The organism is Micromonospora sp. NPDC049102, assembly GCF_043197485.1.
Classification (GTDB): domain Bacteria; phylum Actinomycetota; class Actinomycetes; order Mycobacteriales; family Micromonosporaceae; genus Micromonospora.
Window position 1 is genome coordinate 447,484 of the sequence record NZ_JBICTE010000001.1, and the last position, 25,425, is coordinate 472,908.

The following is a 25,425-nucleotide window of genomic DNA, read 5'->3' on the forward strand; positions in this document are numbered from 1 at the left end:
CCTACAGCTTGATCTCGATGTCGACGCCAGCCGGCAGGTCGAGGCGCATGAGCGAGTCGACCGTCTTCGGGGTCGGGTCGATGATGTCGATCAGCCGCTTGTGCGTGCGCATCTCGAAGTGCTCGCGCGAGTCCTTGTACTTGTGCGGCGAGCGGATAACGCAGAAACGGTTGATCTCCGTGGGCAGCGGCACCGGGCCCGCGACCTGCGCCCCGGTGCGCGTCACCGTCTCGACGATCTTCCGAGCCGAGGAGTCGACGACCTCGTGGTCATAGGCCTTGAGCCGGATGCGGATCTTCTGTCCCGCCATGGTGGCTTCTGTTCCTTCTCTCGATGCCGCTGTGTTGCGGGCGCCTGTACCGGCTGGCACAGGCCCACTTCGCCGACCCCCGCGGTCGGGCGTGTCGCGCCCTCGGGCCAGGCTCCGCCCCGTGGTTCCGGAGCGGTGCTGACCGCGCGGTGGGTCAAGGCGCCGATCGCACTACCGCGACCTGAACGCCGTGCGAGGGTGGTTGGCGACTGGGCCGCCAACCACCCTACGCTCGACTGTTTCGTCACCCGGAGGTTCAGCGCAAGCCGAACACAGGCGACGAACTGTCGTTACGCAACCTGACTAGTATGCCGCACGACCGGCGGCGGGCCTAATCGGGGTTACCCAGGTCACTTCTGGATCTTGGTGACGAACCCGGCGCCGACGGTGCGGCCACCCTCGCGGATCGCGAACTTGAGGTTCTCCTCCATGGCGATGGGCTGGATCAGCTTCACCGACATGGTGGTGTTGTCACCCGGCATGACCATCTCGGTGCCCTCGGGGAGGGTGACGACACCGGTGACGTCCGTGGTCCGGAAGTAGAACTGCGGGCGGTAGTTCTGGAAGAACGGGGTGTGGCGGCCACCCTCCTCCTTGGAGAGGATGTAGACCGTCGCCTCGAACTCCGTGTGCGGGGTGTTCGAGCCCGGCTTCACGACGACCATGCCGCGCTCGACCTCGTCGCGCTTGGTGCCACGCAGCAGCAGGCCGACGTTCTCGCCTGCGCGGGCGTCGTCCAGGGTCTTGCGGAACATCTCGATCGCGGTGACCTTGGTCTTGAAGCTCTTCTCCTTGATACCGACGAGCTCAACATCCTCGTTCGGCAGGAGAACGCCGCGCTCCACGCGACCGGTGACGACGGTGCCACGACCGGTGATCGTGAAGACGTCCTCGACCGGCATCAGGAACGGCTTGTCGACCTCGCGCTCCGGCTGCGGAATCGAGGTGTCGACAGCGGTCATCAGGTCCAGCAGCTTGCCGGTCCACTCGGGGTCACCCTCGAGGGCCTTCAGCGCCGAGACCCGGACGACCGGCAGGTCGTCACCCGGGTACTCCTGCGAGGAGAGCAGCTCGCGGACCTCGAGCTCGACGAGCTCCAGGAGCTCCTCGTCGTCGACCATGTCGCTCTTGTTGAGCGCCACGACGATGTACGGCACGCCAACCTGACGCGCGAGCAGCACGTGCTCACGGGTCTGCGGCATCGGGCCGTCGGTCGCCGCGACCACCAGGATCGCGCCGTCCATCTGCGCGGCACCGGTGATCATGTTCTTGATGTAGTCCGCGTGGCCGGGGCAGTCCACGTGCGCGTAGTGCCGCGACTCGGTCTGGTACTCGACGTGCGCGATCGAGATCGTGATGCCGCGGGCCTTCTCCTCCGGCGCCTTGTCGATCTCGTCGAACGGCGTGTAGGGGTTCAGGTCCGGGTACTGGTCGTGCAGGACCTTGGTGATGGCCGCCGTCAGCGTCGTCTTACCGTGGTCGATGTGACCAATGGTGCCGATGTTGACGTGCGGCTTAGTCCGCTCGAACTTAGCCTTCGCCACTGGTGTCCTCCTGTGGACTTCTTGGTTCGTACGCCCGGCGCGCCGGTCGGCGCTTAGGACTCTGTCGACAGCCTTTCCGGCCTGACGGCCGGAGAGCCATTGTGGGTTCTGCGGCGATGAAGCCTACAGGCCCGGTCTCACGCGATCCGATCGTGGTGGCCGCGGGCGGGAAAACCACCCGCGACCGACCACGAATCACCTGCTCGGGGAAGTTACTCGCCCGTCGCCTTTGCGATGATCTCCTTCGCGACGCTCTGCGGAACCTCGGCGTAGGAGTCGAACTGCATGCTGTAGCTAGCCCGGCCCTGGGTCTTCGACCGCAGGTCGCCGACGTAGCCGAACATCTCCGACAACGGCACCAGAGCCCTCACGATGCGGGCGCCGCTGCGCTCCTCCATCGCCTGGATGATGCCGCGGCGGGAGTTGAGGTCGCCGATGACGTCACCCATGTTCTCCTCCGGAGTGGTGACCTCAACGGCCATCATCGGCTCGAGCAACGCGGGGTCGGCCTTGCGGGCCGCGTCCTTCATCACCATCGAGCCGGCGATCTTGAATGCCATTTCCGACGAGTCGACCTCGTGGTACTGACCGTCCAGCAGCGTCAGCTTCACACCGACGAGCGGGAAGCCCGCGAGGATGCCGTACTGCATGGCGTCCTGCGCACCGGCGTCGACCGACGGGATGAACTCCCGCGGGATGCGACCACCGCTGACGGCGTTGGCGAACTCGTAGGTCGGCGAGTCGTTGTCCAGCGGCAGCGGCTCGACGCTCACGATGACGCGGGCGTACTGGCCGGAACCACCGGTCTGCTTCTTGTGGGTGTACTCGACCTTGTCCACCTTGCGGCGGATGGTCTCGCGGTACGCCACCTGCGGCTTGCCGACGTTGGCCTCGACGTTGAACTCGCGGCGCATCCGGTCGACCAGGATGTCCAGGTGCAGCTCACCCATGCCGGAGATGACCGTCTGACCGGTCTCCTCGTCCAGCTGGACGCGGAAGGTCGGGTCCTCCTCGGCCAGGCGCTGGATGGCCGTGCCCAGCTTCTCCTGGTCGGACTTGGTCTTCGGCTCGATCGCCACCGAGATGACCGGCTCCGGGAAGGTCATCGACTCGAGGATGACCGGGTTCGCCGGGTCCGAGAGCGTGTCGCCGGTGGTGGTCTGCTTGAGACCCTGCACGGCGATGATGTCGCCGGCCTGCGCCGACGGACGCTCTTCACGCTTGTTGGCGTGCATCTGGTAGATCTTGCCGATCCGCTCCTTGCGGTCCTTGGTGGAGTTGACCACCTGGGAGCCGGAGTCGAGCGTGCCGGAGTAGACGCGCACGTAGGTGAGCTTACCGAGGTGCTTGTCCGTCTGGATCTTGAAGGCCAGACCGGAGAAGGGCTCCGAGTTGGACGGCTTGCGCAGCAGCGGGGTCTCACCGTCGGTGGCCGTACCCTCGATCGCCGGAACGTCCAGCGGCGACGGCAGGAAGTCGACCACGGCGTCGAGCATGGGCTGGACGCCCTTGTTCTTGAACGCCGAGCCGCACAGCACCGGGTTGGCCTTGCCAGCGATGGTGGCACGCCGGATGGCGGCCTTGATCTCCTCGACGGAGACCTCCTCGCCCTCCAGGTACTTCTCCATCACCGAGTCGTCGACGTCGGCGAGGGTCTCCATCAGCTTCTCGCGCCACTCGGCCGCGGAGTCGGCCAGCTCAGCCGGGATCTCCTCGATCGCGTAGTCATCACCCTTCTGGGTCTCCCCGCGCCAGGTGAGGGCGCGCATGCCGACCAGGTCGACGACACCGATGTGGTCACCCTCGAGCCCGATCGGGATCTGGAGAACCAGCGGGGTGGCGTTCAGCCGGTCGATCATCATCTGCACGCAGCGGAAGAAGTCAGCACCGGTCCGGTCGAGCTTGTTGACGAAGCACATGCGCGGGACGTTGTACTTGTCGGCCTGCCGCCAGACGTTCTCCGTCTGCGGCTCCACGCCGGCGACACCGTCGTAGACCGCGACCGCACCATCCAGGACACGCAGCGACCGCTCGACCTCGACCGTGAAGTCGACGTGGCCAGGCGTGTCGATGATCTGGATCGTGTGGCCCTTCCACTCACACTTGGTGGCAGCGGAGGTGATGGTGATACCACGCTCCTGCTCCTGCTCCATCCAGTCCATGACGGCGGCGCCCTCGTGGACCTCACCGATCTTGTACGTGATGCCGGTGTAGAACAGGATTCGCTCGGTGGTCGTGGTCTTACCGGCATCGATGTGCGCCATGATGCCGATGTTGCGTACGTTGGCGAGCGCGTCTGCGGCGGCCACTTCAATCCCTACTTATCGTCGTCTCGACTCAACTGGTGGCGGTTCCGGCGCCCGGGGGACGCCGGAACCTCAGGTGTTACCAGCGGTAGTGCGCGAAGGCCTTGTTGGACTCGGCCATCTTGTGCGTGTCCTCGCGCCGCTTGACGGCGGCACCGAGGCCGTTGCTCGCGTCCAGCAGCTCGTTCATCAGCCGCTCGACCATGGTCTTCTCGCGGCGGGCGCGGGAGTAGGTCACCAGCCAGCGCAGGCCCAGGGTGGTCGCCCGGGTGGGACGGACCTCGACCGGAACCTGGTAGGTGGCGCCACCGACTCGACGGCTGCGCACCTCGAGGGTCGGCTTGACGTTGTCCATCGCCCGCTTGAGGGTGACGACCGGGTCGGTGCCGGACTTCTCGCGGCAGCCCTCGAGGGCCGCGTACACGATCGTCTCGGCGAGCTGACGCTTGCCGCGCAGCAGGATCTTGTTCACCAGCTGGGTGACCAGCGGCGAGTTGTACACCGGGTCAGCGACCAGTGGCCGCCGCGGAGCGGGTCCCTTACGCGGCATGTCAGCTCTTCTCCTTCTTCGCGCCGTAACGGCTGCGCGCCTGCTTGCGGTTGCGGACACCCTGGGTGTCCAGCGAGCCGCGGACGATCTTGTAACGCACGCCGGGGAGGTCCTTCACACGGCCGCCACGCACGAGCACGATCGAGTGCTCCTGCAGGTTGTGGCCGACACCCGGGATGTACGCGGTTACCTCGATCTGGCTGCTGAGCTTGACACGAGCGACCTTGCGCAGCGCCGAGTTCGGCTTCTTCGGGGTGGTGGTGTACACGCGGGTGCACACGCCGCGCCGCTGGGGAGACCCCTTGAGCGCAGGGGTCTTGGTCTTGGTCGTCTTGGCCTGACGGCCCTTTCGGACCAGCTGCTGAATGGTGGGCACCGGGTTTCTCCGCTCCCTTCGGCCGCTGTCCGCGGCCGCGCCGTCTGCTCGTTAGCCAGCCTGATGACCGGCTCTCCTACATTCCGGCCAGGGTCACCTTGCGGAGGCCCCGGCACCCGCGGTCGGGCGTGTCGCCCAACTCACGGTTCCGGTACGGACGCTGTCGCGGGCGTACCGGGTTTCTGTCACCGGCACGCGGATCGCCCCGCTCCGGATCTTTGGCTTGTCGTGCCGCCGTCCGGACTCCGGAACCAGCGCACGCACGAGTTGCCCGGGCACGCCCGGGCACAAGGGGAAAGAGTACCTACCACAGCCGCCGAGGTCAAAACGGAATGGGTCGGCGAACGTCTTACACTCGCCGGCCGGATCGCGTCCCGCCTCGTCGCCCGCGATGGGCACCTACCGATACAAGTGTACCGGCTTCCCCACCGAAGCACCCGTCGCCCCCGGGCAGGCACCCAGGGCCCGCGCCCCCACCGGCGCCACGGCTGCGGTCCGGTGGCCCGAAGTCACGTCAGGCTGATCAGCAACCCCAGCCCCAGACCCAACAGGCTGAGCAGCGCGCCCGCCGCGCCACAGCTGACGCCGGCCACCGCGAGCCCTCGGCCGGTGAACCGCACCGCCGACGGGGCAGCCGGCCGGCGGATCTGCCGCCGACCGAGCAGACCGGTGACGATCGCCGCCACCCCCGCCAGCACCCCCAGCACCGTGAAGGCACCGGAGACCCACACACCACCGTCGGCCCCGAAGGCCACACCGATGCAGATCACCAGCAGCGAGACCAGGATCGAGGCGATGCCGGCCACCAGCGACCCGGTCGCCAACCCGGCGGTGACCGGCGGCACGTCCAGGTGCACCACGCCGAACGGGGTGCCGGGCACCGATTCCACCCGCTTCGGCGGCCGCCGCTGATCGTCGGTGGGCGGCGGCACCGGCCGCGCCACGGCCGTACCCCAACCCGGGAACTGCCCCGGCGCCGGCTGCCCCCAGGCGCCGGGCGTGCCCGGCCCGGACGACGGCGGGCCCCAGCCGTGCGGCACGGCGGGCTGCGACGGCGGGTGCCCCCAACCGGCGGGCGCACCGGGCCCCGGCCACGGCTGGCCCCAGCCGGGCGGCACGGCCGGTTGCGACGGTGGCTGGGCCCAGCCGTACGGCGGCGGTGTTCCGGGGGCGGGATGGGGCTGCCCGTAACCGGGCGGATAGACCCCGCCCCACTGGGCCGTGGGCGGACCCCACGCCGGCGAGGGCGGCGGGCCCCATCCCGAGGGCGGCGCATCCGGAGCCGGCGCAGAGGGAGTCGCGTCCGGAGCCGGCGTGCCGGAAGCCGCGTCCGGAGCCGGCTCGCCAGGATGCCCGGCTGGTTCGTCCGCCGGGGGCCGCGCCGGTTCCGTCACGAAATTCTCCTGTCGAGAGGGCCGCCAGCGCGCGCGGCGGACACCGGCCAGGCTACCGCCGGAGACGGCGCCGTCCGCGCCGGGCGCGGTCGCCGGATGGTCAGTCCATGTTCGCCGGGTAGTCATGGCCCAACGGCGCGCCGGCCAGCCGGACCACGCCGATCACCACGACGACGACCACGCTGACCGCGGCCAGCACGAGACCGGTCCAGGCCAGCCGCTCCCCCCGTCGCAGCCAGACGCTTCCGGTCAGGAACCCCCCCGAGGCGTACGCCTCCCGCCGGGCCTCCCGAGCCAGTTGGAGCGCCACCGTCGCGGGTACCACCCCACCGATGAACAGCCCGGTCAGCATGCCGAGCAGCCCCAGCGCGAAGACCGCCCGCGCCTTGGTGGCACGGGCCGGGTCCGGATCGAGCGGGTGTCGCAGGCCCGAAGAGGCGACGGACACCTGCCCGGATGCGGTCGTCATGTCTCCATCATGCCCAACCCGGACCGCTGCCACGGCGGTCCGCACACGACGAGGCCCCCGGCGGCTGCCGGGGGCCTCGTCGGTATCGGTGCTTTAGCGGTACGACCCGAAATCGAAGTCGTCCAGCGGCACAGCCTGCCCACTGGCCGGCCCGAACCCGTAGTCGGTCTCCGGGTAACCGGTCATCGAGTAGACCTTGGCCTTGGCCTCCTCGGTCGGCTCGACCCGGACGTTGCGGTACTTGCTGATGCCCGTACCGGCCGGGATGAGCTTACCGATGATCACGTTCTCCTTGAGGCCGACCAGCGAGTCGCTGCGCGAGTTGATCGCAGCGTCGGTCAGCACCCGCGTGGTCTCCTGGAAGGAGGCCGCGGAGAGCCAGGAGTCGGTGGCCAGCGAGGCCTTGGTGATACCCATCAGCACCGGACGGCCGGCGGCGGGCTCGCCACCCTCCGACACGAGTCGGCGGTTCTCCGACTCGAACAGCGCCCGGTCGACCAGCACGCCCGGCAGGAACTCGGTCGAGCCGGAGTCGATGACCGTCACCCGCTTGAGCATCTGGCGGATGATGATCTCGATGTGCTTGTCATGGATGAGCACACCCTGCGAGCGGTAGACCTCCTGGACCTCACTGGTCAGGTGGACCTGGACCGCCCGCGGACCCATGATCCGCAGAAGCTCGTGCGGGTCGATGGTGCCCTCGGTCAGCTTCTCGCCGACCGCGACGTGGCCGCCGTCGTGGGTCCGGAGCTTGACGCGCTTCGAGATCTTGTCGTAGACGATCTCTTCGCTGCCGTCGTCCGGCACCACGATGATCTTCCGCGAGCGCTCGCCGTCCTCGATGCGGATCCGACCGGGGGTGTCGGCGATGGGCGCCTTACCCTTCGGGACCCGGGCCTCGAAGATTTCCTGCACACGCGGCAGACCCTGGGTGATGTCCTCACCCGCGACACCACCGGTGTGGAAGGTACGCATCGTCAGCTGCGTACCCGGCTCACCGATGGACTGGGCGGCGATGATGCCGACGGCCTCACCGATGTCGACCGACTTGCCGGTCGGCAGCGAACGGCCGTAGCAGGCCGCGCAGACGCCCAGCTTCGACTCGCAGGTGAGCACGCTGCGCACCCGGACCGTCTCCACACCAGCGGCGACGATCTTGTCGACCCCGATGGAGTTGACGTCCTGGCCGCGCTCGGCCACCACGGTGCCGTCCGGCCCCTTGATGTCGTCGGCCAGGGTCCGGGCGTGCACGCTGGTCTCGGCGTGGGTGTGGACGACGAGCTTGCCGTCGAGCTTCTCGCCGATCTGCATCGGGATCGCCCGGTCGGTGCCGCAGTCCTCCTCGCGGATGATCACGTCCTGGGAGACGTCCACCAGACGACGGGTCAGGTAACCCGAGTCGGCGGTCCGCAGCGCGGTGTCGGCGAGACCCTTACGGGCACCGTGCGTGGAGATGAAGTATTCCAGCACGGACAGACCCTCCCGGTAGCTGGCCTTGATCGGCCGCGGGATGATCTCGCCCTTCGGGTTGGCCACCAGACCACGGATCGCCGCGATCTGCCGGAGCTGGAGCAGGTTACCGCGAGCACCCGAGTTGATCATTACCCACAGGGGGTTCTCCTGCGGCAGCGCGGTGTCCATCTCCTTGGCGACCTCGTTGGTCGCCTTGGTCCAGATCTCGATGAGCTCGCCGCGACGCTCCTCGGCGGTCATCAGACCACGCTGGTACTGCTTGTCGATCCGGTCGGCTTCCTTCTCGTACTTCGCCAGGATCTCCGCCTTGCGCGGCGGAGCGATGACGTCCTCCATGCCGATCGTCACGCCGGACCAGGTGGCCCAGTGGAAACCGGCCTCCTTGAGCCCGTCCAGGGTGGCGGCCAGCGCCACCTTGGGGAAACGCTCGGCGAGGTCGTTGACGATCGCGGAGAGCTGACCCTTGCGGATCTCGTAGTTCACGAAGCGGTAGCCCTGCGGCAGCGTCTCGTTGAACAGCACCCGACCCAGGGTGGTCTCCACGGTCAGCGGGTCACCCTCGACCCAGCCCTCCGGGGCGGTCCACGCCTCGGCGCCAGAGCCGTTGTCGACGCCGACCACGTCGCGCAGGCGGATCTTCACCGGCGCCTGCAGGCCCAGCTCACCGTTGTCGAAGGCCATCTGCGCCTCGGCGTCCGAGCTGAACACCCGGCCCTCGCCCTTCTCACCGGGGGTGAGGTGGGTGAGGTAGTACAGACCGATGACCATGTCCTGGGTGGGCATGGTGACCGGCTTGCCGTCGGCCGGCTTGAGGATGTTGTTCGACGACAGCATCAGGATCCGCGCCTCGGCCTGCGCCTCGGCGGACAGCGGCACGTGCACCGCCATCTGGTCACCGTCGAAGTCGGCGTTGAACGCGGTGCAGACCAGCGGGTGGATCTGGATGGCCTTGCCCTCGACCAGCTGCGGCTCGAAGGCCTGGATGCCCAGGCGGTGCAGGGTCGGCGCCCGGTTGAGCAGCACCGGGTGCTCGCCGATGACCTCTTCCAGCACGTCCCACACGACCGGGCGCTGACGCTCGACCATCCGCTTGGCGGACTTGATGTTCTGCGCGTGGTTGAGGTCCACCAGCCGCTTCATCACGAACGGCTTGAACAGCTCCAGCGCCATCTGCTTGGGCAGACCGCACTGGTGCAGCTTGAGCTTCGGGCCGACCACGATGACCGAACGGCCGGAGTAGTCGACGCGCTTGCCCAGCAGGTTCTGGCGGAACCGGCCCTGCTTGCCCTTGAGCATGTCGGACAGCGACTTGAGCGGACGGTTACCCGGACCGGTGACCGGCCGGCCACGACGGCCGTTGTCGAACAGCGCGTCGACGGCCTCCTGGAGCATCCGCTTCTCGTTGTTGACGATGATCTCGGGCGCGCCGAGGTCGATCAGCCGCTTGAGGCGGTTGTTCCGGTTGATCACGCGGCGGTACAGGTCGTTGAGGTCCGAGGTCGCGAACCGGCCACCGTCGAGCTGCACCATCGGGCGCAGGTCCGGCGGGATGACCGGAACGCAGTCCAGCACCATGCCGAGCGGTGAGTTGCGGGTGTTCAGGAACGCCGCGACGACCTTGAGCCGCTTGAGCGCCCGGATCTTCCGCTGGCCCTTGCCGGACCGGATGGTCTCGCGCAGGCTCTCGGCCTCGGCGTCGAGGTCCATGTTCTGGACCAGCGCCTTGATGGCCTCGGCGCCCATCGAGCCGGTGAAATACTCACCGAACCGGTCGCGCAGCTCGCGGTAGAGCAGCTCGTCGGTGACCAGCTGCTTCGGCTCCAGCTTGCGGAAGGTGTCCAGCACCTCGTCCAGGCGGTCGATCTCGCGCTGGGCCCGGTCGCGGATCTGGCGCATCTCGCGCTCTCCGCCCTCCTTGACCTTGCGCCGGACGTCCGCCTTGGCACCCTCGGCCTCCAGCTCGGCCAGGTCGGCCTCGAGCTTGGCGGCCCGCTTCTCGATCTCCGAGTCGCGGCTGTTCTCGGACTGCCGCTTCTCGGCGAGGATCTCGTTCTCGATCGTCGAGAGGTCGCGGTGACGCGACTCGGCGTCCACGCTCGTCACGACGTACGAGGCGAAGTAGATGATCTTCTCGAGGTCCTTGGGGGCGAGGTCCAGCAGGTAGCCCAGCCGGCTCGGAACGCCCTTGAAGTACCAGATGTGGGTCACCGGAGCAGCGAGCTCGATGTGCCCCATCCGCTCACGACGGACCTTGGAGCGGGTCACCTCGACGCCGCAGCGCTCGCAGATGATGCCCTTGAACCGGACGCGCTTGTACTTACCGCAGTAGCACTCCCAGTCCCGCTGCGGACCGAAGATCTTCTCGCAGAAGAGTCCGTCCTTCTCCGGCTTCAGGGTGCGGTAGTTGATGGTCTCAGGCTTCTTGACCTCGCCGTGCGACCACTGACGGATGTCGTCGGCGGTGGCGAGACCAATGCGCAGCTCGTCGAAGAAGTTGACGTCGAGCACTATGTCCCCTATGTCGTCGTCTTTACAGCTAGATCACGGGCGGGGTTGGGGGCCGGAGGGCCCCCAACCCGCACCACTTACACCTCTTCGACCGAGCTCGGCTCGCGCCGGGACAGGTCGATGCCCAGCTCCTCCGCGGCCCGGAACACCTCGTCGTCGGTCTCGCGCATCTCCAGGGCCACACCGTCGCTGGAGAGCACCTCAACGTTGAGGCACAGCGACTGCAGCTCCTTGAGCAGCACCTTGAACGACTCCGGGATGCCCGGCTCCGGGATGTTCTCGCCCTTGACGATGGCCTCGTAGACCTTCACCCGGCCGAGCACGTCGTCGGACTTGATCGTGAGCAGCTCCTGCAGGGCGTAGGCAGCGCCGTACGCCTGCATCGCCCAGCACTCCATCTCACCGAAACGCTGACCACCGAACTGCGCCTTACCACCCAGCGGCTGCTGCGTGATCATCGAGTACGGGCCGGTCGACCGAGCGTGGATCTTGTCGTCGACCAGGTGGTTGAGCTTCAGGATGTAGACGTAACCGACCGCGATCGGGTCCGGCAGAGGCTCACCGGAACGACCGTCGAACAGCTGCGCCTTACCGGTACGACCGATCAGCTGCTTGCCGTCCCGGTTGGGCAGGGTCGACTCGAGCAGACCGGAGATCTCCTCCTCGCGGGCACCGTCGAAGACCGGGGTGGCCACGTTGGTGTCGCCCTCGGACTCGTGCGCGTCGATCGAGCGGAGCTGGCGCTTCCACTCGGCGTCGTCGCCCTCGACCTTCCAACCGGTCTTGGCGACCCAACCGAGGTGGGTCTCCAGAACCTGGCCGATGTTCATCCGGCTCGGCACACCGAGCGGGTTGAGCACGATGTCGACCGGAGTGCCGTCCTCGAGGAACGGCATGTCCTCGACCGGCAGGATCTTGGAGATGACGCCCTTGTTGCCGTGCCGGCCGGCGAGCTTGTCGCCGTCCTGGATCTTGCGCTTCTGGGCGACGTAGACCCGGACCAGCTCGTTGACGCCCGGCGGCAACTCGTCGCCGTCCTCGCGGGAGAACGTGCGCACGCCGATGACCGTGCCGGTCTCGCCGTGCGGCACCTTCAGCGAGGTGTCCCGAACCTCACGCGCCTTCTCACCGAAGATCGCGCGGAGCAGTCGCTCCTCCGGGGTCAGCTCGGTCTCACCCTTGGGCGTGACCTTGCCGACCAGGATGTCGCCGGGGACGACCTCGGCACCGATCCGGATGATGCCGCGCTCGTCGAGGTCGGCGAGCATTTCCTCGCTGACGTTCGGGATGTCGCGGGTGATCTCCTCCGGACCGAGCTTGGTGTCCCGGGCGTCGACCTCGTGCTCCTCGATGTGGATCGAGGTGAGCACGTCCTGCTGCACGAGGCGCTGCGACAGGATGATCGCGTCCTCGTAGTTGTGACCCTCCCAGCACATGAACGCCACCAGCAGGTTGCGTCCGAGTGCCATCTCGCCCTCGTCGGTGCACGGACCGTCGGCGATGACCTGACCGGCCTCGACGCGGTCGCCCTCGAAGACGACCGGCTTCTGGTTGACGCAGGAGCCGGCGTTGGAGCGGCGGAACTTGTGCAGCAGGTACGTCCGGCGGTGGCCGTCATCCTGGTGGATGGTGACGTAGTCGGCGCAGAGATCCTCGATCACACCGCCGACCTCGGCGACCACCACGTCGCCAGCGTCGACCGCGGCCCGGTACTCCATGCCCGTACCCACGAGCGGTGCCTCGGCCTTGACCAGCGGCACCGCCTGGCGCTGCATGTTCGCGCCCATCAGTGCCCGGTTGGCGTCGTCGTGCTCGAGGAACGGGATCATGGCGGTCGCGACCGAGGTCATCTGCCGGGGCGAGACGTCCATGTAGTCGACGGCACCGGGGACGACGTCCTCGGTCTCGCCGCCCTTACGACGGCAGAGCACCCGCTCCTCGGCGAACGTGCCGTCCGCCTTCAGGCGCGCGTTGGCCTGGGCCTTGACGAACCGGTCCTCCTCGTCCGCGGTCAGGTAGTCGATCTGGTCGGTGACCCGACCCTCGACGACCTTCCGGTACGGCGTCTCGATGAAGCCGAACGGGTTGACCCGGGCGAAGGTGGACAGCGCGCCGATCAGGCCGATGTTCGGGCCTTCCGGCGTCTCGATCGGGCACATCCGGCCGTAGTGGGACGGGTGCACGTCGCGGACCTCGAAGCCGGCCCGCTCCCGGGACAGACCACCCGGGCCGAGCGCGCTCAGCCGACGCCGGTGGGTCAGGCCCGCCAGCGGGTTGGTCTGGTCCATGAACTGGGACAGCTGGGACGTACCGAAGAACTCCTTGATCGCCGCCACCACCGGGCGGATGTTGATCAGGGTCTGCGGCGTGATCGCCTCGACGTCCTGCGTGGTCATCCGCTCGCGGACGACACGCTCCATCCGGGAGAGGCCGACCCGAACCTGGTTCTGGATCAGCTCGCCCACGGTACGGAGGCGCCGGTTGCCGAAGTGGTCGATGTCGTCGGCCTCGTAGCCGTCCTCACCGGCGTGCAGCCGGCACAGGTACTCCACGGTGGCGACGATGTCGTCCTCGGTCAGCGTGCCGGTGGTGATCGGCACGTCGACTTCGAGCTTCTTGTTGAACTTGTAGCGCCCGACCTTGGCGACGTCGTACCTCTTCGGGTTGAAGAAGAGGTTGTCGAGCAGGGTCTGGGCGTTCTCGCGCGTCGGCGGCTCGCCAGGGCGCAGCTTGCGGTAGATGTCTAGCAGGGCCTCGTCGGCGCCGGCGATGTGGTCCTTCTCGAGCGTGGTCATCATCAGCTCGGACCAGCCGAACTTCTCACGGATCCGCTCGGCCGACCATCCGATGGCCTTGAGCAGGACCGTGACGGCCTGCCGGCGCTTACGGTCGATACGTACGCCGACCGTGTCGCGCTTGTCGATGTCGAACTCCAGCCAGGCACCCCGACTCGGGATGACCTTGACGCTGGAGAGGTCGCGGTCGGAGGTCTTGTCCGGCTGCTTGTCGAAGTACACGCCCGGAGACCGGACGAGCTGGCTGACCACGACGCGCTCGGTGCCGTTGATGACGAAGGTGCCCTTGGGCGTCATCATCGGGAAGTCACCCATGAACACCGTCTGGCTCTTGATCTCGCCAGTGGTGTTGTTGGTGAACTCCGCGGTCACGAAGAGCGGAGCGCAGTAGGTCAGGTCCTTCTCCTTGCACTCCTCGATCGAGGCCTTGACCTCGTCGAAGCGCGGCGCCGAGAAGGAGAGTGACATGGTGCCGGAGAAGTCCTCAATGGGACTGATCTCTTCAAGGATCTCCGCGAGACCCGAGCGTGCGTGCGGGTCGTCCGCCGACCGGCCCTGCCAAGCCTCGTTGCCGACGAGCCAGTCGAAGGACTCGTTCTGGATGGCAAGGAGGTTGGGGACCTCGAGGTGTTCGGTGATCCTGCCGAATGAAACTCGGCGGGGAGCGAATGCGCTCGACGTACGACTGGTCTTCGCAGGGCGGGAAGCTGCCAAGATGCGTCCTTCCGAGGACCGGTGCTGCAGAACGGCTGGTACGCGTGCACTCCAATGACCCCACCAGAATTATCCGTAAACGGACATTTCCGAGCAGGGGTCAAGTCGGAAGGCAGCGCAAACTAGCAGTGTAGCCGAGAGGCTAACCGCTGTCCAGCCCACCCCGCAGGTCGTTTGCGGAACGCGCCTCGGCCCCCGTGAACCGGGGTCTGCCGGGCCGCTCAGAACGCAACTCCCCACTGGGCCGCTCGGGTGACCGCGACCGATGGTGCCGTCGCTGCCATTACCCACATCGTGGCCGTCGCAAGCGCGGTGTCTTGCTGGTGTCAGCGTGCCTGGCAGGCCGGTGCCACGTCAAGGGCCGGTATCCGGGTCGTCGGTTCTTTCCCACCTGAGGGCGATCCGGACGCTCGTCCTCCTGGTCCGTCGACGACCATCGGTGCCCAGCTCAGGACGGTTGTCGCCGGTTCCACGAAACACGGCGGGCGGTGACCCGTGTCGGATCACCGCCCGCCGCGACGCGATCGTGTCCCAGCTCACCGAGCCGGGTACGCGCAGGTGGAACGTCAGGTCACTTGAGGGTGACCTTGGCGCCCTCACCCTCGAGCTTGGCCTTCGCCTTCTCGGCGGTCTCCTTGTTGACCTTCTCCAGGATGGCCTTCGGCGCGGACTCGACCGCGTCCTTGGCCTCCTTGAGGCCCAGGCCGGTCAGCTCACGCACGACCTTGATGACCTGGATCTTCTTGCCGCCGTCAGCCTCGAGGATGACGTCGAACTCGTCCTTCTCCTCCTCGACCGGAGCAGCGGTGGCACCGCCGCCGCCACCCTGGGCGACCGCGACCGGAGCCGCAGCGGTGACCTCGAAGGTGTCCTCGAACTGCTTCACGAACTCGGAGAGCTCGATCAGCGTCATCTCCTTGAACGCGTCGAGCAGCTCGTCGGTGCTGAGCTTCGCCATGTCTGGCGTCCTTTCCTGAATCTGTTAAGTAAGAACGTGTGCGCCGGGAGGGCCTCAGGCCGCCTCGGCGCCCTCCTGCTCGCGCTTCTTGTCCGCCAGGGCGGCCGCCGCACGGGCGGCCTTGGCGAGCGGGGCCTGGAACAGGGCCGCGGCCTTGCTCAGGTTGCCCTTCATCGCGCCGGCCAGCTTGGCCAGCAGCACCTCGCGGGACTCCAGGTCGGCAAGCTTCGTGACCTCGGCCGCGGAAATGGCCTTGCCCTCGAAGACACCGCCCTTGATGACGAGCTTCGGGTTGGCCTTCGCGAAATCACGAAGCCCCTTCGCCGCCTCGACGACGTCGCCCGAAACGAAAGTCAGCGCGGTAGGACCGGTGAACAGCTCGTCGAGGCCGGTGATGCCCGCGTCCGTCGCGGCACGCTTCGCCAGCGTGTTCTTCGCGACCGTGTAGCTGGTCTCGGCACCGAGCGAGCGCCGCAGCTGGGTGAGCTGGGAAACCGTCAGACCGCGGTACTCGGTCAGCACGGTGGCACCCGCGCTGCGGAAGCTCTCGGTCAGCTCAGCGACGGCCGTGGCCTTGTCGGCTCGGATCGGCTTGTCCGCCATGTCCCTCCTCTCTCGTTACTCGAGGCTGGTCCCCGAACGGCCGAAGCCGAAGCGGGGGCGGAGGCAGCACGACAACGAAAAGCCCCGGCGCAGGGCGCACGGGGCGAGGGCCGGCGGATCGTCATGGTCGGCGGACCACGCTCACTGCCGAGTTACGCTTGCCGCCCTACGCGGGTCGCCCGATGTCGCGGGACCTTCGACCGTGCCGAAACACGGTGACCAGCGGTCTCTGGGTGGTTCTCCATCCGCAACAACACGGATGACACCTGAAGACTACGCGCCGGCACCACCAGCGCCAAATCGCCCCCGGTGAGCCGGATCACGTCACCGGTGCCGCTCAACCCTGGGCCCGGCGCCGCCACAGGTAGGCGACGGTGACCGCCGCGCTCCACGCCAACGCCCACACCGTGAGCCCGAGCAGGGTCAGCGCGGCGGCGTCGCCCGCGGTCGTCCGTGCGGTCGCCATGATCGGTGGTACCAGCCAGGGCGCGACCGAGCCGCGCAGGCCGAGCGCCACCGCGCCGACACCGCCGAGCGCCAGCACCGCGACGCCGTACGCGGCACCGCCCACGGACGCCCGGCTGGCCAACGCGCCGAGAGCGACAGCGGCCGGTACGGCGAGCAGGTGCGCCCACAACCCCAGCGCGATGCCGACCAGCACCGACCGGTCCCCCGGCTCGACCGGGCCGGTGACCCCGCCCACCAGCCACGGGAAGGCCAGCGCGACGGCCACCGCGACCAGCGCCGCCACACCGGCCGCCAGGAGGCCGGCCAGTCGCTCCCGGGCCACCCCGACGGTCACCTGGGCGAGCCGGCGCTGCACGTCCGGCTCGATGTCCAACAGGATCTTGGTCTGCCACGCGAGCACCGGGAAGAGCACCACGGCAGAGACGCCGTACGCCTCCGCCGGCTGGGACCGGCCGCCGCCGTAGAGCGTGCCGAGTACGACCAGGCCCGCGAGCAGGGGTGCCAACGCTCGCCCGGTACGCAGGAAGCCGGCCAGCCGCATCCGCACCAGGGCGCTCACCGGCCCTCCCCCGTGCTCGGCTCGACCACCGCGTCGGCCGCTCCCGGTCGCCCCGTCGACGTCGACGGGGTGGGCCGTTGCGCCTGGGGTGCCACGGTGGAGGCGTCGGCGCGTACCCGAAGAATCTGATGCCCCTCGGCCCGCAGCCGGGCGACGGTGCCGGCGACCCGCGCGGCCGGCACGGCGACCTCGACCACCGCGATGGCCTCCTCGTCCGTCGGCGCGGTCTCCTCGGTCAGCGAGCCGGCGGCCACCGACCAGCGACGCGCGGCGGGCAGCCGCACCGTCTCGCCCCGGTGGTCGCTGACCAGGACCGTGCCACCGTCGGCGAGCACCTCGTCGATCAGCTCGGGGACCAGCTCGCGGGTCGCGGCGTCCAGGCCCTCCCACGGCTCGTCGAGCACCAGCAGGCCCGGTGCCCGCAGCATGGCCTGGGCGAGGCCCACCTTCTGCGCGGTGCCCTTGGAGAGCTCGGCAAGCCGCACCGAACTGAACGCGCCCAGCCCGAGCCGCTGCGTCCAGGTCGTGACCGCCGCGTCGGCCGCCGACGGCCCGAGCCCGGCCGCGCGGGCCATTCCGGTCAGATAGCGGGACACGGTGAAAGGCTGGTCGGCCGGGAAGCGCTCCGGCACCCAGCCCACCCGGGCCGGCCGGTCGGCCACCCGGCCCCGGCCCGGCCGCAGCACCCCGGCGGCCACCTGGAGCAGGGTCGACTTGCCCACGCCGTTGCGGCCGAGGACGACCGCGACCTCACCCGGGCCGATCCGCACGTCCACGCCCCGCAGCACCCACGGACCGCGCCGGTGGTACCGCAACCAGACGTTCTCCAGCCGCATGCGGTGAGCTTGCCACACCCCGGACGCGCCGGGGCGCCGCCACAATCGTGGCGGCGCCCCGGTACGAGCGAGCTGTCGACTCAGGCGTCGGCCGAGTCCTCGCGGATGTTCTTCACCAGGTTCGGGTCGATCGGAACGCCCGGACCCATCGTGGTGGTGAGGATGACCTTGCGCAGGTACTTGCCCTTGGACGCGGACGGCTTGGCCCGCAGGACCTCGTCGAGCACCGCAGCGTAGTTGTCCACCAGCTGGGTCTCCGAGAAGGAGGCCTTGCCGATGATCAGGTGCAGGTTGGAGTGCTTGTCCACCCGGAAGGTGATCTTGCCGCCCTTGATGTCCTGCACCGCCTTGGTGACGTCCATGGTCACCGTGCCGGTCTTCGGGTTCGGCATGAGACCGCGCGGGCCCAGGATCCGCGCGATCCGGCCGATCTTGGCCATCTGGTCCGGCGTGGCGATCGCCGCGTCGAAGTCGAGCCAACCACCCTGGATGCGGGCGACCAGCTCGTCGGTGCCCACCTCGTCCGCACCCGCCGCGGCGGCCTCTTCGGCCTTCGCGCCGCTGGCGAAGACGATCACGCGGGCGGTCTTACCGGTGCCGTGCGGCAGGTTGACCACGCCGCGGACCATCTGGTCCGCCTTGCGGGGGTCGACGCCGAGGCGCATGGCGACCTCGACCGTGGCGTCGAACTTGACGTTGGTGGTCTCCTTGGCCAGCTTCACGGCCTCGGCGGGGGTGTAGAGCTTCGACCGGTCGATGACGTCGGCGGCCTTGCGGTAGCTCTTGCTGCGCTGCATTGCTGATTACTCCTGTGGTCTCTGGCGGGCCGCTCGGCGCGTGCCCTCCCACGATCGGTGCGTTGGCGGGAAGCCGACGTCAGTCGTTGACGGTGATGCCCATCGACCGGGCGGTGCCGGCGATGATCTTCTCGGCCTGGGCCAGGTCGTTGGCGTTGAGGTCGGCCATCTTCTTCTCGGCGATCTCACGCAGCTGGGCACGGCTGACCGAGCCGACCTTCTCCGCCTGCGGGACGCCGGAGCCCTTCTGTACACCGGCGGCCTTGATCAGCAGCCGGGCGGCGGGCGGGGTCTTCAGCACGAAGGTGAAGGACCGGTCCTCGTACACGCTGATCTCGGCGGGGACGATGTCGCCCCGCTGGGACTCGGTCTGCGCGTTGTAGGACTTGCAGAACTCCATGATGTTCACGCCGTGCTGGCCGAGCGCGGGGCCGACCGGCGGCGCCGGCGTGGCCTGGCCCGCCGGCAGCTGAAGCGTGAACGTCTTGACGAGCTTCTTCTTCGGAGGCATGTCACTTCCTGGGGCTTGGAGCTGGGAAAATGCGGCCGTCACCGCTCTCGGGGCGCGCACGGTCAGCACGGTGCGACAACGGCGACGTTCAAGAGTAGCGCAGACCGCAGCCCGCTCGTCCGCCGAGGTCGAGCGGGAGGGCGCACGCGACGTCGGCGGCGGGCCGGGCCCGCCGCCGACGACCGGTCAGATCTTGGCGACCTGGTTGAAGTTGAGCTCCACCGGGGTCTCCCGACCGAAGATCGACACCAGCACCTTGAGCTTCTGCTGGTCGGCGTTGATCTCACTGATCGTGGCCGGCAGCGACGCGAACGCGCCGTCGGTGACGGTGACCGAGTCACCGACCTCGAAGTCGAGGACCTTGATCTCCGGCTTCGCCTTCTTCTGCTCGGTCTCGACGGCCGGCGCCAGCCACTTCAGCACCTCGTCGAGCGACAGCGGCGCGGGCCGGTCGGCCCGGTCGGTCGCGCCGACGAAGCCGGTCACGCCCGGGGTGTTCCGGACACACGAGTACGACTCGGCGGTCAGCTCCATCCGGACCAGGATGTAACCGGGGAAGACCTTGGCCTGGATCTGCGAACGCTTACCGTTCTTGACCTCGACCTCTTCCCGGGTCGGCACCTCGACCTGGTAGATGAAGTCCTCCATGTCGAGGCTCGTGATCCGGGTCTCGAGGTTGGTCTTCACCTTGTTCTCGTAACCGGCGTACGAGTGCACCACGTACCAGTCACCCGGCGCGTAACGCAGCTTCTGCCGCAGCTCGGCGACCGGGTCGTAGTCCTCGTCCGGCGCAGGCTCGGTGGTGGGGAACTCCGGCTCGCTGGCGGCCTCAACCGACTCGTCACCAGCCGCCGTCGCGACCGTGGACTGCTCGTCCACTTCTCCGGCGGTCTCGTCGTACTCAGGCACGCTCGCTCACTTCCGTCACTATCGGCTGGAGACAGCCGGTCAGTCCGAGTTGCCGAAGACGAACAACACGGCCTTGGCGAAGCCGTAGTCCAGCACGCCCACGATCGTCAGCATCACCGCGACGAACGTGACCACCACGGCGGTGTACGTCAGCAACTCCTTGCGGGTCGGCCAGATGACCTTACGCAGTTCGGCAACGACCTCGCGGAAAAACCGGGCGATGCGGCCGAACACGCCCACCCGACCGGTTTCCGACCTCGTGGTCGGCCGGCTGTCCGCCGATTCCGCCCGGGCGCGGGCCCGCGTCGCGGTGCCTCCCCGGGAGACCGGCTCGTCCGCGCCGGTGGCGTCGTCGTCGGCTACGTCGTCGACGATCTCGTCGTCGAGACGATCGTCGCCGGCGTCCTCGCCGCGCCGCTTGTTGTCGGCCACTTCGCCCTCCGTCGCGGAATCTCGGGTCGCACGCCGGGCGGCGTACGCGGCGCTGGTCACGCCTGCCGGACCCAACCGTCCCGCGACGGGCCGCGGCCGGTGGTTCGACCGGGAGCCCCGATTGCCTCGGAGCCACCCCGCCGATGCCACCACCACGGGCCGGACGCCGCCTTGTCGGCGGCGCGACCCACGGGAACGGTCAGGCCTGAGGCGCAGGGGTGACAGGACTTGAACCTGCAGCCTGCGGTTTTGGAGACCGCTGCTCTGCCAATTGAGCTACACCCCTGTGCGGCAACACTCGCCCCACCCGGTCACAGACGACCAAGCAGGGGTCACTTGCCCCACGGCGGACCAGTGTACGGGTAGGCGCCCGACTTTCCCAACCGGTCTCCCCACCACGCGTGGCGAAGCCGATTCAGCGTGGCAACGGGGGCGCCTCAGCGTGTCGTGCGGATGGTCGCCCGCGCCTGTGACAGCACCTTGTCGCCCAGACAGGTCGCGGTCACCTCGAGCCGGGTGAGGCCGTCCTCGGTCAGCTCGCGGACCCGCGCGGTCACCTCGACCTCGGTCCCCTGGTCGTCGTCGGGGACCACCACCGGCCGGGTGAATCGAACGCCGTACTCGACCACCGCGTCGGGCGCGCCGGCCCACTCGGTGACCGCCCGGCCGACCAGCGCCATGGTGAACATGCCGTGCGCGATGACCCCGGGCAGACCCACCTTCGTGGCGACCCGGTCGCTCCAGTGGATCGGGTTGAAGTCGCCCGAGGCGCCGGCGTAGCGGATCAGGTCCGCTCGGGTCACCCGGAACGTCTTGGTTGGCAGTTCCATCTCAGGCCTCCCCACGAATGACGTACCGGGCCCAGACGGCGACCACCGGCTCCCCGGCGACGGTGCTCACGTCCGTACGGGTGGTCAGGAGGCCGTGCCCGCCCCGGTTGGTGACCTCCTCGATGGTGTTGGTGCACACCAGCTCGTCGCCCGCGACCACCGGCCGGGTGTACGCGAAGCGCTGGTCCCCGTGGACGAGGCGGCTGTAGTCGACTCCCAGGTCCGGGTCCTCGATGATCTGGCGGGTCGCGGCCATGGTGACGATCACCGGGAAGGTCGGCGGGGCGACCACGTCCGGGTGGCCCAGGGCCTGCGCCGCGGCCCGGTCGTGGTGAGCGGCGTCGGTGGCCCCGATGGCCGTGGCGAACTCACGGATCTTTTCTCGGCCCACCTGGTAGGGGGCGGTCGGCGGGTACGTCCGGCCGACGAATGAAGGGTCCAAGGACATGCCGCGAACCTACACGGAAAGCACAACCGCCGATCTGGTCGGTAGGCTGCGGCGATGCCGCGCCGTACCGGTCAGATCGGCGGCTGGGAAAGCTTCGACGGTGGCCGGCGTGTGCCGGCCAGCGGTCAGCGGGTCTCGCGGTGAACCGTGTGCCGGCCGTCGCGCGGGCAGAACTTCTTCAGCTCGATGCGGTCGGGGTCGTTCCGGCGGTTCTTGCGCGTGATGTAGTTGCGCTCCTTGCACTCCACACACGCCAAAGTGATCTTCGGCCGGACATCGGTAGCCTTCGCCACGGCGGAGTGCCTTCCTCGCTAACGGAAACAACTACGACGCGTCAGCCTAGACGCTGACTGCGCGGACATGCAAAGTGGGCGCCAGTGGCGCCCACCTCAACGACCACCGAGAACGAGCTCGGAAGACGAGAGTAGCGGTGGCCGGACTTGAACCGGCGACACAGCGATTATGAGCCGCTTGCTCTACCATCTGAGCTACACCGCCGCGGTGGGTCCAGCTGAACCCTCGAGCCCCCTTACGGAATCGAACCGTAGACCTTCTCCTTACCATGGAGACGCTCTGCCGACTGAGCTAAGGGGGCCTGCGCGATCTCCCCGTGGGGCGCGCAGAAGTAGAATACACGGCACCGGTCGGCAGGTGAAATCGGATCCCTGGCGACCGTATATGCCCAGCTCAGGGCACCACGCGCAGGCGCGGAAGCTCCCCGCCGGACCCGGAAATCGTCTCCGGGTCCACCTGTGCCCCGAACCAGGCGGCCAGCCGCTCGTACGGCAGCGGTCGGCTGAACAGGAAGCCCTGACCGATCTCGCATCCGATGTCCTGAAGAAGCTCCAACGTCAGTTCGCTCTCCACACCCTCGGCGACCACGGCCAGGCCGAACTGCTGGGAGAGCGTCACCACCGCGTTCACGATCGCCAGATCCCCCGGATCGGTCGCCATGCCCTGCACGAAGGACCGGTCCACCTTCACCTCGTGCACCGGCAACCGGCGTAGGTGGGCCAGCGAGGAGTCGCCGGTGCCGAAGTCGTCCACCGACAGCCGGACGCCGAGATCGCGGAGCCGACGCAGCGTCGGGATGGGCCGGTCCGTGCCGTCCAGCACGCCCGACTCGGTGATCTCCAGGGTGAGACGCTGCGCCGGCACCCCGTACTCGGTCAGCAGCTCCTGCACCCGGTCCGGGAAGTGCTGATCGGTGAGCGTACGGGCGGCGAGGTTGACCGCGATGGGCAGCGGCTGGTTGGCCTCGGCCCAGTCCCGGCTGCGCCGCAGACCCTCGCGGAGCACCACCTCGGTGAGCCGACTCAACTGGCCGGTGTGCGCGGCCACCGCCACGAAGTCCTCGGGAGCGACGGTGCCGTGCGTCGGATGCTCCCACCGGGCCAGACACTCGACACCGACCAGACGGCGGTCCCGCAGGGTCACCTTGGGCTGGAAGTAGACCTCCAGCTCGTCCTGGTCCAACGCCTGACGCAGGTCACCGGCGAGACCCAGCCGGCGCAGCGACCGGGATTCCAGGCCCGGGTTGAACAACTGCACACTGCCGGGCACCGATTTGGCGGCGTTCGCCGCCAAGTCGACTCTCAGCAGCAAGGTCGCGGCATCGCTGCCATGATCCGGGTGTACGGCCACCCCGACGGCCGTGTTGACGTCGAGGGTGAGCGCGTCGAAGACCATCTCGTCGCGGATCTGGTCGCGGAGCTGCTCTGCCAGCTCCAGCGCCGCGTCGGCGTTCTCCAAGCGCAGGGTCACCAGGAACTCGTCGCCACCGACACGACCCACCAGGGCCGACGACGGTGCGCTGGCCCGCAGACGGTTGGCGACCTCGACGAGCACCTTGTCACCGGCGGCGTGGCCGAGTGACTCGTTGACCTGCTGCAACCCGTCGACGTCGAAGAGCAGCAACGCCACCACCTCGTCGGGCGCGCCGATCTTCACCGACTCGTCCAGCGCCCCGGTGACCCGCCGCCGGTTGGGCAGCCGCGTCAGGGTGTCGTGGTAGGCGTCGTGCCGGAGGCGGTCGACCAGCCGGGAATTCTCCAGCGCCACCGCCGCGTGCGCCGCCACCGTCTCGAAGATGGGAATGTCGCCAGGGGCGAAGTGCCCGATGTCACTGAGCCGGTTCGCCACCTCCAGGGTGCCGATCACGGCCTGCCCGGAGCGCAACGGCACCACGATCACGTCTTTGATCTCGCTGGCGCTGATCTCGCGACGCAGCGCCCCCTCGTCACCCAGCAGACGCCCCATCGACAGGGTCTTCGCCAACTCCCGTGTCCGCTCACGAAGAATCGACGGCGTCGGAGCGACATCGAGCAGCCCCGGCGTGTCGACCCGGGCCGTCAACAGCACCTCCGGATGCCGCCCCTGGGCGGGCAGCCACAGCGTCGCCGACTCTGCCTGCATGAGAGCACGAACCCGGTCGAGCAGGACGTCGGCAAGTGCCGCGTCGGCGCCGCTCGTGGTGATCAACCGAGCCAGGTCGTACATCCCGGTCAGGGTGCGGTGTTGCCGGAAGAACTGGGCGTACGACCGGTAGACCAGGGCGAGCGCCGCGAACAGGGCCGCCAACAGCAGCGCCGACCACCAGGTCTTGCGCAACGCGATCAGCACGAGGAGACCGACGGATGCGTTGATCGAGGTGGTGAGGAACACCGACGGCGTCGTCCGCAGCGCCTCGCGGCCGGCCTGCCAGCCCTGGAGGAGCACGTGTACGCCGACGACCGAGACGAGACTGACCAGGGTGATCGTGTTGACCGCGAGGAAGAGACTGATCCATGTCCCCGGACCAACGTCGTGCAGCGGCGGCAGCCGCAACAGGAGCAGCCCGGCCAGCGACGTGGCCGCCGCAGCACGCGCGACGTTGAACCAGAACTTCGCCGGAGCGAAGCGCTGCCTGGCGCTCCAGATCAACGAGGCCAGCGTGTAGATCAGGACCACCGTCAACGGCGGCAGGAAGAACAGCGCCACCACGAGTGGGATCTCCGTGAGCGTCACGCCCACGGACTGCCGCCGGACGACGAAGTTCAGCACCGGAATGCTGATGCCCGTCATCGCGATGAAGATCAGGAAAGCCAGTCCCCAGTCCCCGTAGGGACGGTGTGAGATGACACTGATCGCGGTGCAGGAGAGGATGGCGATCAACGCCATGGGGCCGGTGATGAGCCAAGCGTGGTCCGTGGACTTACGCCGTTGGTCACGCTCGGCCATACCGCTCCCTCTGAAAGACGCCGCCCGCCAGGGCTGCCCTCACGGGCGACGCCCCGTGAGTCACCGGGAAGCGGCGACGCCCCACACGACATCGCCCAGACCCGCGCCCCACACGACGTCGGTCATCTGGGCGTAGCCCCCGCTAGCGAGGGCGTCAACACCGATCAGTCCACCGAGGACAGCGGCGAGCACGAGGAGCGAGCCGAGTGACCGGCCCAGCCTTCGACCAGACATGTTGGCTCCTGTCGGGGAAGTGTCACAGGGATGGTGGAGGTTCCACGATCGTGCCACACGCAAGGTACGCAGGAAAGCGGTGATGGCCGCACCCATCCGAGCGTTGGTGAGGTCGCGCCCTTCGGCCCACTGCGCCTCCACGAGCCGGGCCAGATCAGGGCCCCTTCCTGCGACATCAGCGC

Annotated in this window: 22 protein-coding genes and 3 tRNA genes; all 25 read right to left on the minus strand. The window is 68.4% G+C overall.

Features of this window, described 5'->3' with window-relative positions:
- Position 1: 1 nt before the first annotated feature.
- Positions 2–310: a 30S ribosomal protein S10 gene (gene rpsJ, locus ACGFH9_RS02150; protein ID WP_007073037.1), complete on the minus strand. Its 309-nt coding sequence runs from the start codon at positions 308–310 to the stop codon at positions 2–4.
- A 350-nt stretch (positions 311–660) separates the two neighbouring features.
- The gene (gene tuf / locus ACGFH9_RS02155; protein ID WP_355242165.1) at positions 661–1,854 is read right to left on the minus strand and encodes an elongation factor Tu; all 1,194 of its coding nucleotides are present in this window, start codon (positions 1,852–1,854) and stop codon (positions 661–663) included.
- 212 nt (positions 1,855–2,066) lie between these two features.
- Positions 2,067–4,163 carry an elongation factor G gene (gene fusA / locus ACGFH9_RS02160; RefSeq protein ID WP_393213946.1) on the minus strand — a complete coding sequence of 699 codons (2,097 nt, stop codon included), beginning with the start codon at positions 4,161–4,163 and terminating at the stop codon, positions 2,067–2,069.
- Positions 4,164–4,239: 76 nt separating this feature from the next.
- On the minus strand, positions 4,240–4,710 hold the full coding sequence (gene rpsG, locus ACGFH9_RS02165) for a 30S ribosomal protein S7 (protein WP_030489583.1): 471 nt from the start codon (positions 4,708–4,710) through the stop codon (positions 4,240–4,242).
- Between the two features lies 1 nt (position 4,711).
- Positions 4,712–5,086, minus strand: a complete 375-nt coding sequence (gene rpsL, locus ACGFH9_RS02170; protein ID WP_007465318.1) for a 30S ribosomal protein S12 — start codon at positions 5,084–5,086, stop codon at positions 4,712–4,714.
- Between the two features lie 509 nt (positions 5,087–5,595).
- Positions 5,596–5,976 (minus strand): hypothetical protein, encoded by a 381-nt coding sequence (locus tag ACGFH9_RS02175; RefSeq protein ID WP_393214238.1) that lies wholly within the window; start codon positions 5,974–5,976, stop codon positions 5,596–5,598.
- A 604-nt stretch (positions 5,977–6,580) separates the two neighbouring features.
- Positions 6,581–6,949: a hypothetical protein gene (locus ACGFH9_RS02180; RefSeq protein ID WP_393213949.1), complete on the minus strand. Its 369-nt coding sequence runs from the start codon at positions 6,947–6,949 to the stop codon at positions 6,581–6,583.
- A gap of 93 nt (positions 6,950–7,042) precedes the next feature.
- Entirely contained in the window at positions 7,043–10,930 is a 3,888-nt protein-coding gene (locus ACGFH9_RS02185) for a DNA-directed RNA polymerase subunit beta' (protein WP_393213952.1), read from the minus strand.
- A 77-nt stretch (positions 10,931–11,007) separates the two neighbouring features.
- Positions 11,008–14,439 (minus strand): DNA-directed RNA polymerase subunit beta, encoded by a 3,432-nt coding sequence (locus tag ACGFH9_RS02190; protein WP_393213955.1) that lies wholly within the window; start codon positions 14,437–14,439, stop codon positions 11,008–11,010.
- Between the two features lie 571 nt (positions 14,440–15,010).
- Entirely contained in the window at positions 15,011–15,397 is a 387-nt protein-coding gene (rplL, locus tag ACGFH9_RS02195) for a 50S ribosomal protein L7/L12 (protein ID WP_393213958.1), read from the minus strand.
- A gap of 54 nt (positions 15,398–15,451) precedes the next feature.
- Entirely contained in the window at positions 15,452–16,000 is a 549-nt protein-coding gene (gene rplJ, locus ACGFH9_RS02200) for a 50S ribosomal protein L10 (protein WP_355242184.1), read from the minus strand.
- A gap of 337 nt (positions 16,001–16,337) precedes the next feature.
- Positions 16,338–17,027, minus strand: a complete 690-nt coding sequence (locus ACGFH9_RS02205; RefSeq protein WP_393213962.1) for a hypothetical protein — start codon at positions 17,025–17,027, stop codon at positions 16,338–16,340.
- Positions 17,024–17,863, minus strand: coding sequence for an ATP-binding cassette domain-containing protein (locus ACGFH9_RS02210; RefSeq protein ID WP_393213965.1), 840 nt, complete (start codon positions 17,861–17,863; stop codon positions 17,024–17,026). Before ACGFH9_RS02210 ends, ACGFH9_RS02205 begins: the two co-directional genes overlap by 4 nt.
- A gap of 80 nt (positions 17,864–17,943) precedes the next feature.
- Positions 17,944–18,660 (minus strand): 50S ribosomal protein L1, encoded by a 717-nt coding sequence (gene rplA / locus ACGFH9_RS02215; RefSeq protein ID WP_355242194.1) that lies wholly within the window; start codon positions 18,658–18,660, stop codon positions 17,944–17,946.
- A gap of 79 nt (positions 18,661–18,739) precedes the next feature.
- Positions 18,740–19,171 (minus strand): 50S ribosomal protein L11, encoded by a 432-nt coding sequence (rplK, locus tag ACGFH9_RS02220; RefSeq protein WP_334498718.1) that lies wholly within the window; start codon positions 19,169–19,171, stop codon positions 18,740–18,742.
- 186 nt (positions 19,172–19,357) lie between these two features.
- Complete coding sequence (gene nusG / locus ACGFH9_RS02225; protein WP_030329862.1) at positions 19,358–20,080, minus strand: transcription termination/antitermination protein NusG; 723 nt, start codon at positions 20,078–20,080, stop codon at positions 19,358–19,360.
- 39 nt (positions 20,081–20,119) lie between these two features.
- Complete coding sequence (gene secE, locus ACGFH9_RS02230) at positions 20,120–20,512, minus strand: preprotein translocase subunit SecE (protein WP_357134040.1); 393 nt, start codon at positions 20,510–20,512, stop codon at positions 20,120–20,122.
- A gap of 213 nt (positions 20,513–20,725) precedes the next feature.
- Positions 20,726–20,798, minus strand: a tRNA-Trp gene (locus tag ACGFH9_RS02235).
- Positions 20,799–20,949: 151 nt separating this feature from the next.
- The gene (locus ACGFH9_RS02240; RefSeq protein WP_393213971.1) at positions 20,950–21,342 is read right to left on the minus strand and encodes a MaoC family dehydratase; all 393 of its coding nucleotides are present in this window, start codon (positions 21,340–21,342) and stop codon (positions 20,950–20,952) included.
- A gap of 1 nt (position 21,343) precedes the next feature.
- A complete protein-coding gene (locus ACGFH9_RS02245) occupies positions 21,344–21,790 on the minus strand; it encodes a MaoC family dehydratase N-terminal domain-containing protein (protein ID WP_393213974.1) in 447 nt (148 codons plus the stop codon).
- Positions 21,791–21,915: 125 nt separating this feature from the next.
- Positions 21,916–22,083 (minus strand): 50S ribosomal protein L33, encoded by a 168-nt coding sequence (gene rpmG / locus ACGFH9_RS02250; RefSeq protein ID WP_007073056.1) that lies wholly within the window; start codon positions 22,081–22,083, stop codon positions 21,916–21,918.
- A 132-nt stretch (positions 22,084–22,215) separates the two neighbouring features.
- Positions 22,216–22,288, minus strand: a tRNA-Met gene (locus tag ACGFH9_RS02255).
- Between the two features lie 24 nt (positions 22,289–22,312).
- Positions 22,313–22,385, minus strand: a tRNA-Thr gene (locus tag ACGFH9_RS02260).
- Between the two features lie 92 nt (positions 22,386–22,477).
- On the minus strand, positions 22,478–25,009 hold the full coding sequence (locus tag ACGFH9_RS02265; RefSeq protein ID WP_393213978.1) for a putative bifunctional diguanylate cyclase/phosphodiesterase: 2,532 nt from the start codon (positions 25,007–25,009) through the stop codon (positions 22,478–22,480).
- Between the two features lie 60 nt (positions 25,010–25,069).
- Complete coding sequence (locus ACGFH9_RS02270; RefSeq protein WP_355242212.1) at positions 25,070–25,243, minus strand: hypothetical protein; 174 nt, start codon at positions 25,241–25,243, stop codon at positions 25,070–25,072.
- Positions 25,244–25,425: the final 182 nt, after the last annotated feature.

What these genes read in the sequence shown, in the direction of transcription:
- rpsJ (WP_007073037.1), bottom strand. Translation starts at nt 310, where the DNA reads ATGGCGGGACAGAAGATCCGCATCCGGCTCAAGGCCTATGACCACGAG.
- ACGFH9_RS02245 (WP_393213974.1), bottom strand. Translation starts at nt 21,790, where the DNA reads ATGTCCTTGGACCCTTCATTCGTCGGCCGGACGTACCCGCCGACCGCC.
- rplA (WP_355242194.1), bottom strand. Translation starts at nt 18,660, where the DNA reads ATGCAGCGCAGCAAGAGCTACCGCAAGGCCGCCGACGTCATCGACCGG.
- rpsG (WP_030489583.1), bottom strand. Translation starts at nt 4,710, where the DNA reads ATGCCGCGTAAGGGACCCGCTCCGCGGCGGCCACTGGTCGCTGACCCG.
- rplL (WP_393213958.1), bottom strand. Translation starts at nt 15,397, where the DNA reads ATGGCGAAGCTCAGCACCGACGAGCTGCTCGACGCGTTCAAGGAGATG.
- ACGFH9_RS02210 (WP_393213965.1), bottom strand. Translation starts at nt 17,863, where the DNA reads ATGCGGCTGGAGAACGTCTGGTTGCGGTACCACCGGCGCGGTCCGTGG.
- ACGFH9_RS02265 (WP_393213978.1), bottom strand. Translation starts at nt 25,009, where the DNA reads ATGGCCGAGCGTGACCAACGGCGTAAGTCCACGGACCACGCTTGGCTC.
- ACGFH9_RS02270 (WP_355242212.1), bottom strand. Translation starts at nt 25,243, where the DNA reads ATGTCTGGTCGAAGGCTGGGCCGGTCACTCGGCTCGCTCCTCGTGCTC.
- ACGFH9_RS02240 (WP_393213971.1), bottom strand. Translation starts at nt 21,342, where the DNA reads ATGGAACTGCCAACCAAGACGTTCCGGGTGACCCGAGCGGACCTGATC.
- ACGFH9_RS02180 (WP_393213949.1), bottom strand. Translation starts at nt 6,949, where the DNA reads ATGACGACCGCATCCGGGCAGGTGTCCGTCGCCTCTTCGGGCCTGCGA.
- rplJ (WP_355242184.1), bottom strand. Translation starts at nt 16,000, where the DNA reads ATGGCGGACAAGCCGATCCGAGCCGACAAGGCCACGGCCGTCGCTGAG.
- rplK (WP_334498718.1), bottom strand. Translation starts at nt 19,171, where the DNA reads ATGCCTCCGAAGAAGAAGCTCGTCAAGACGTTCACGCTTCAGCTGCCG.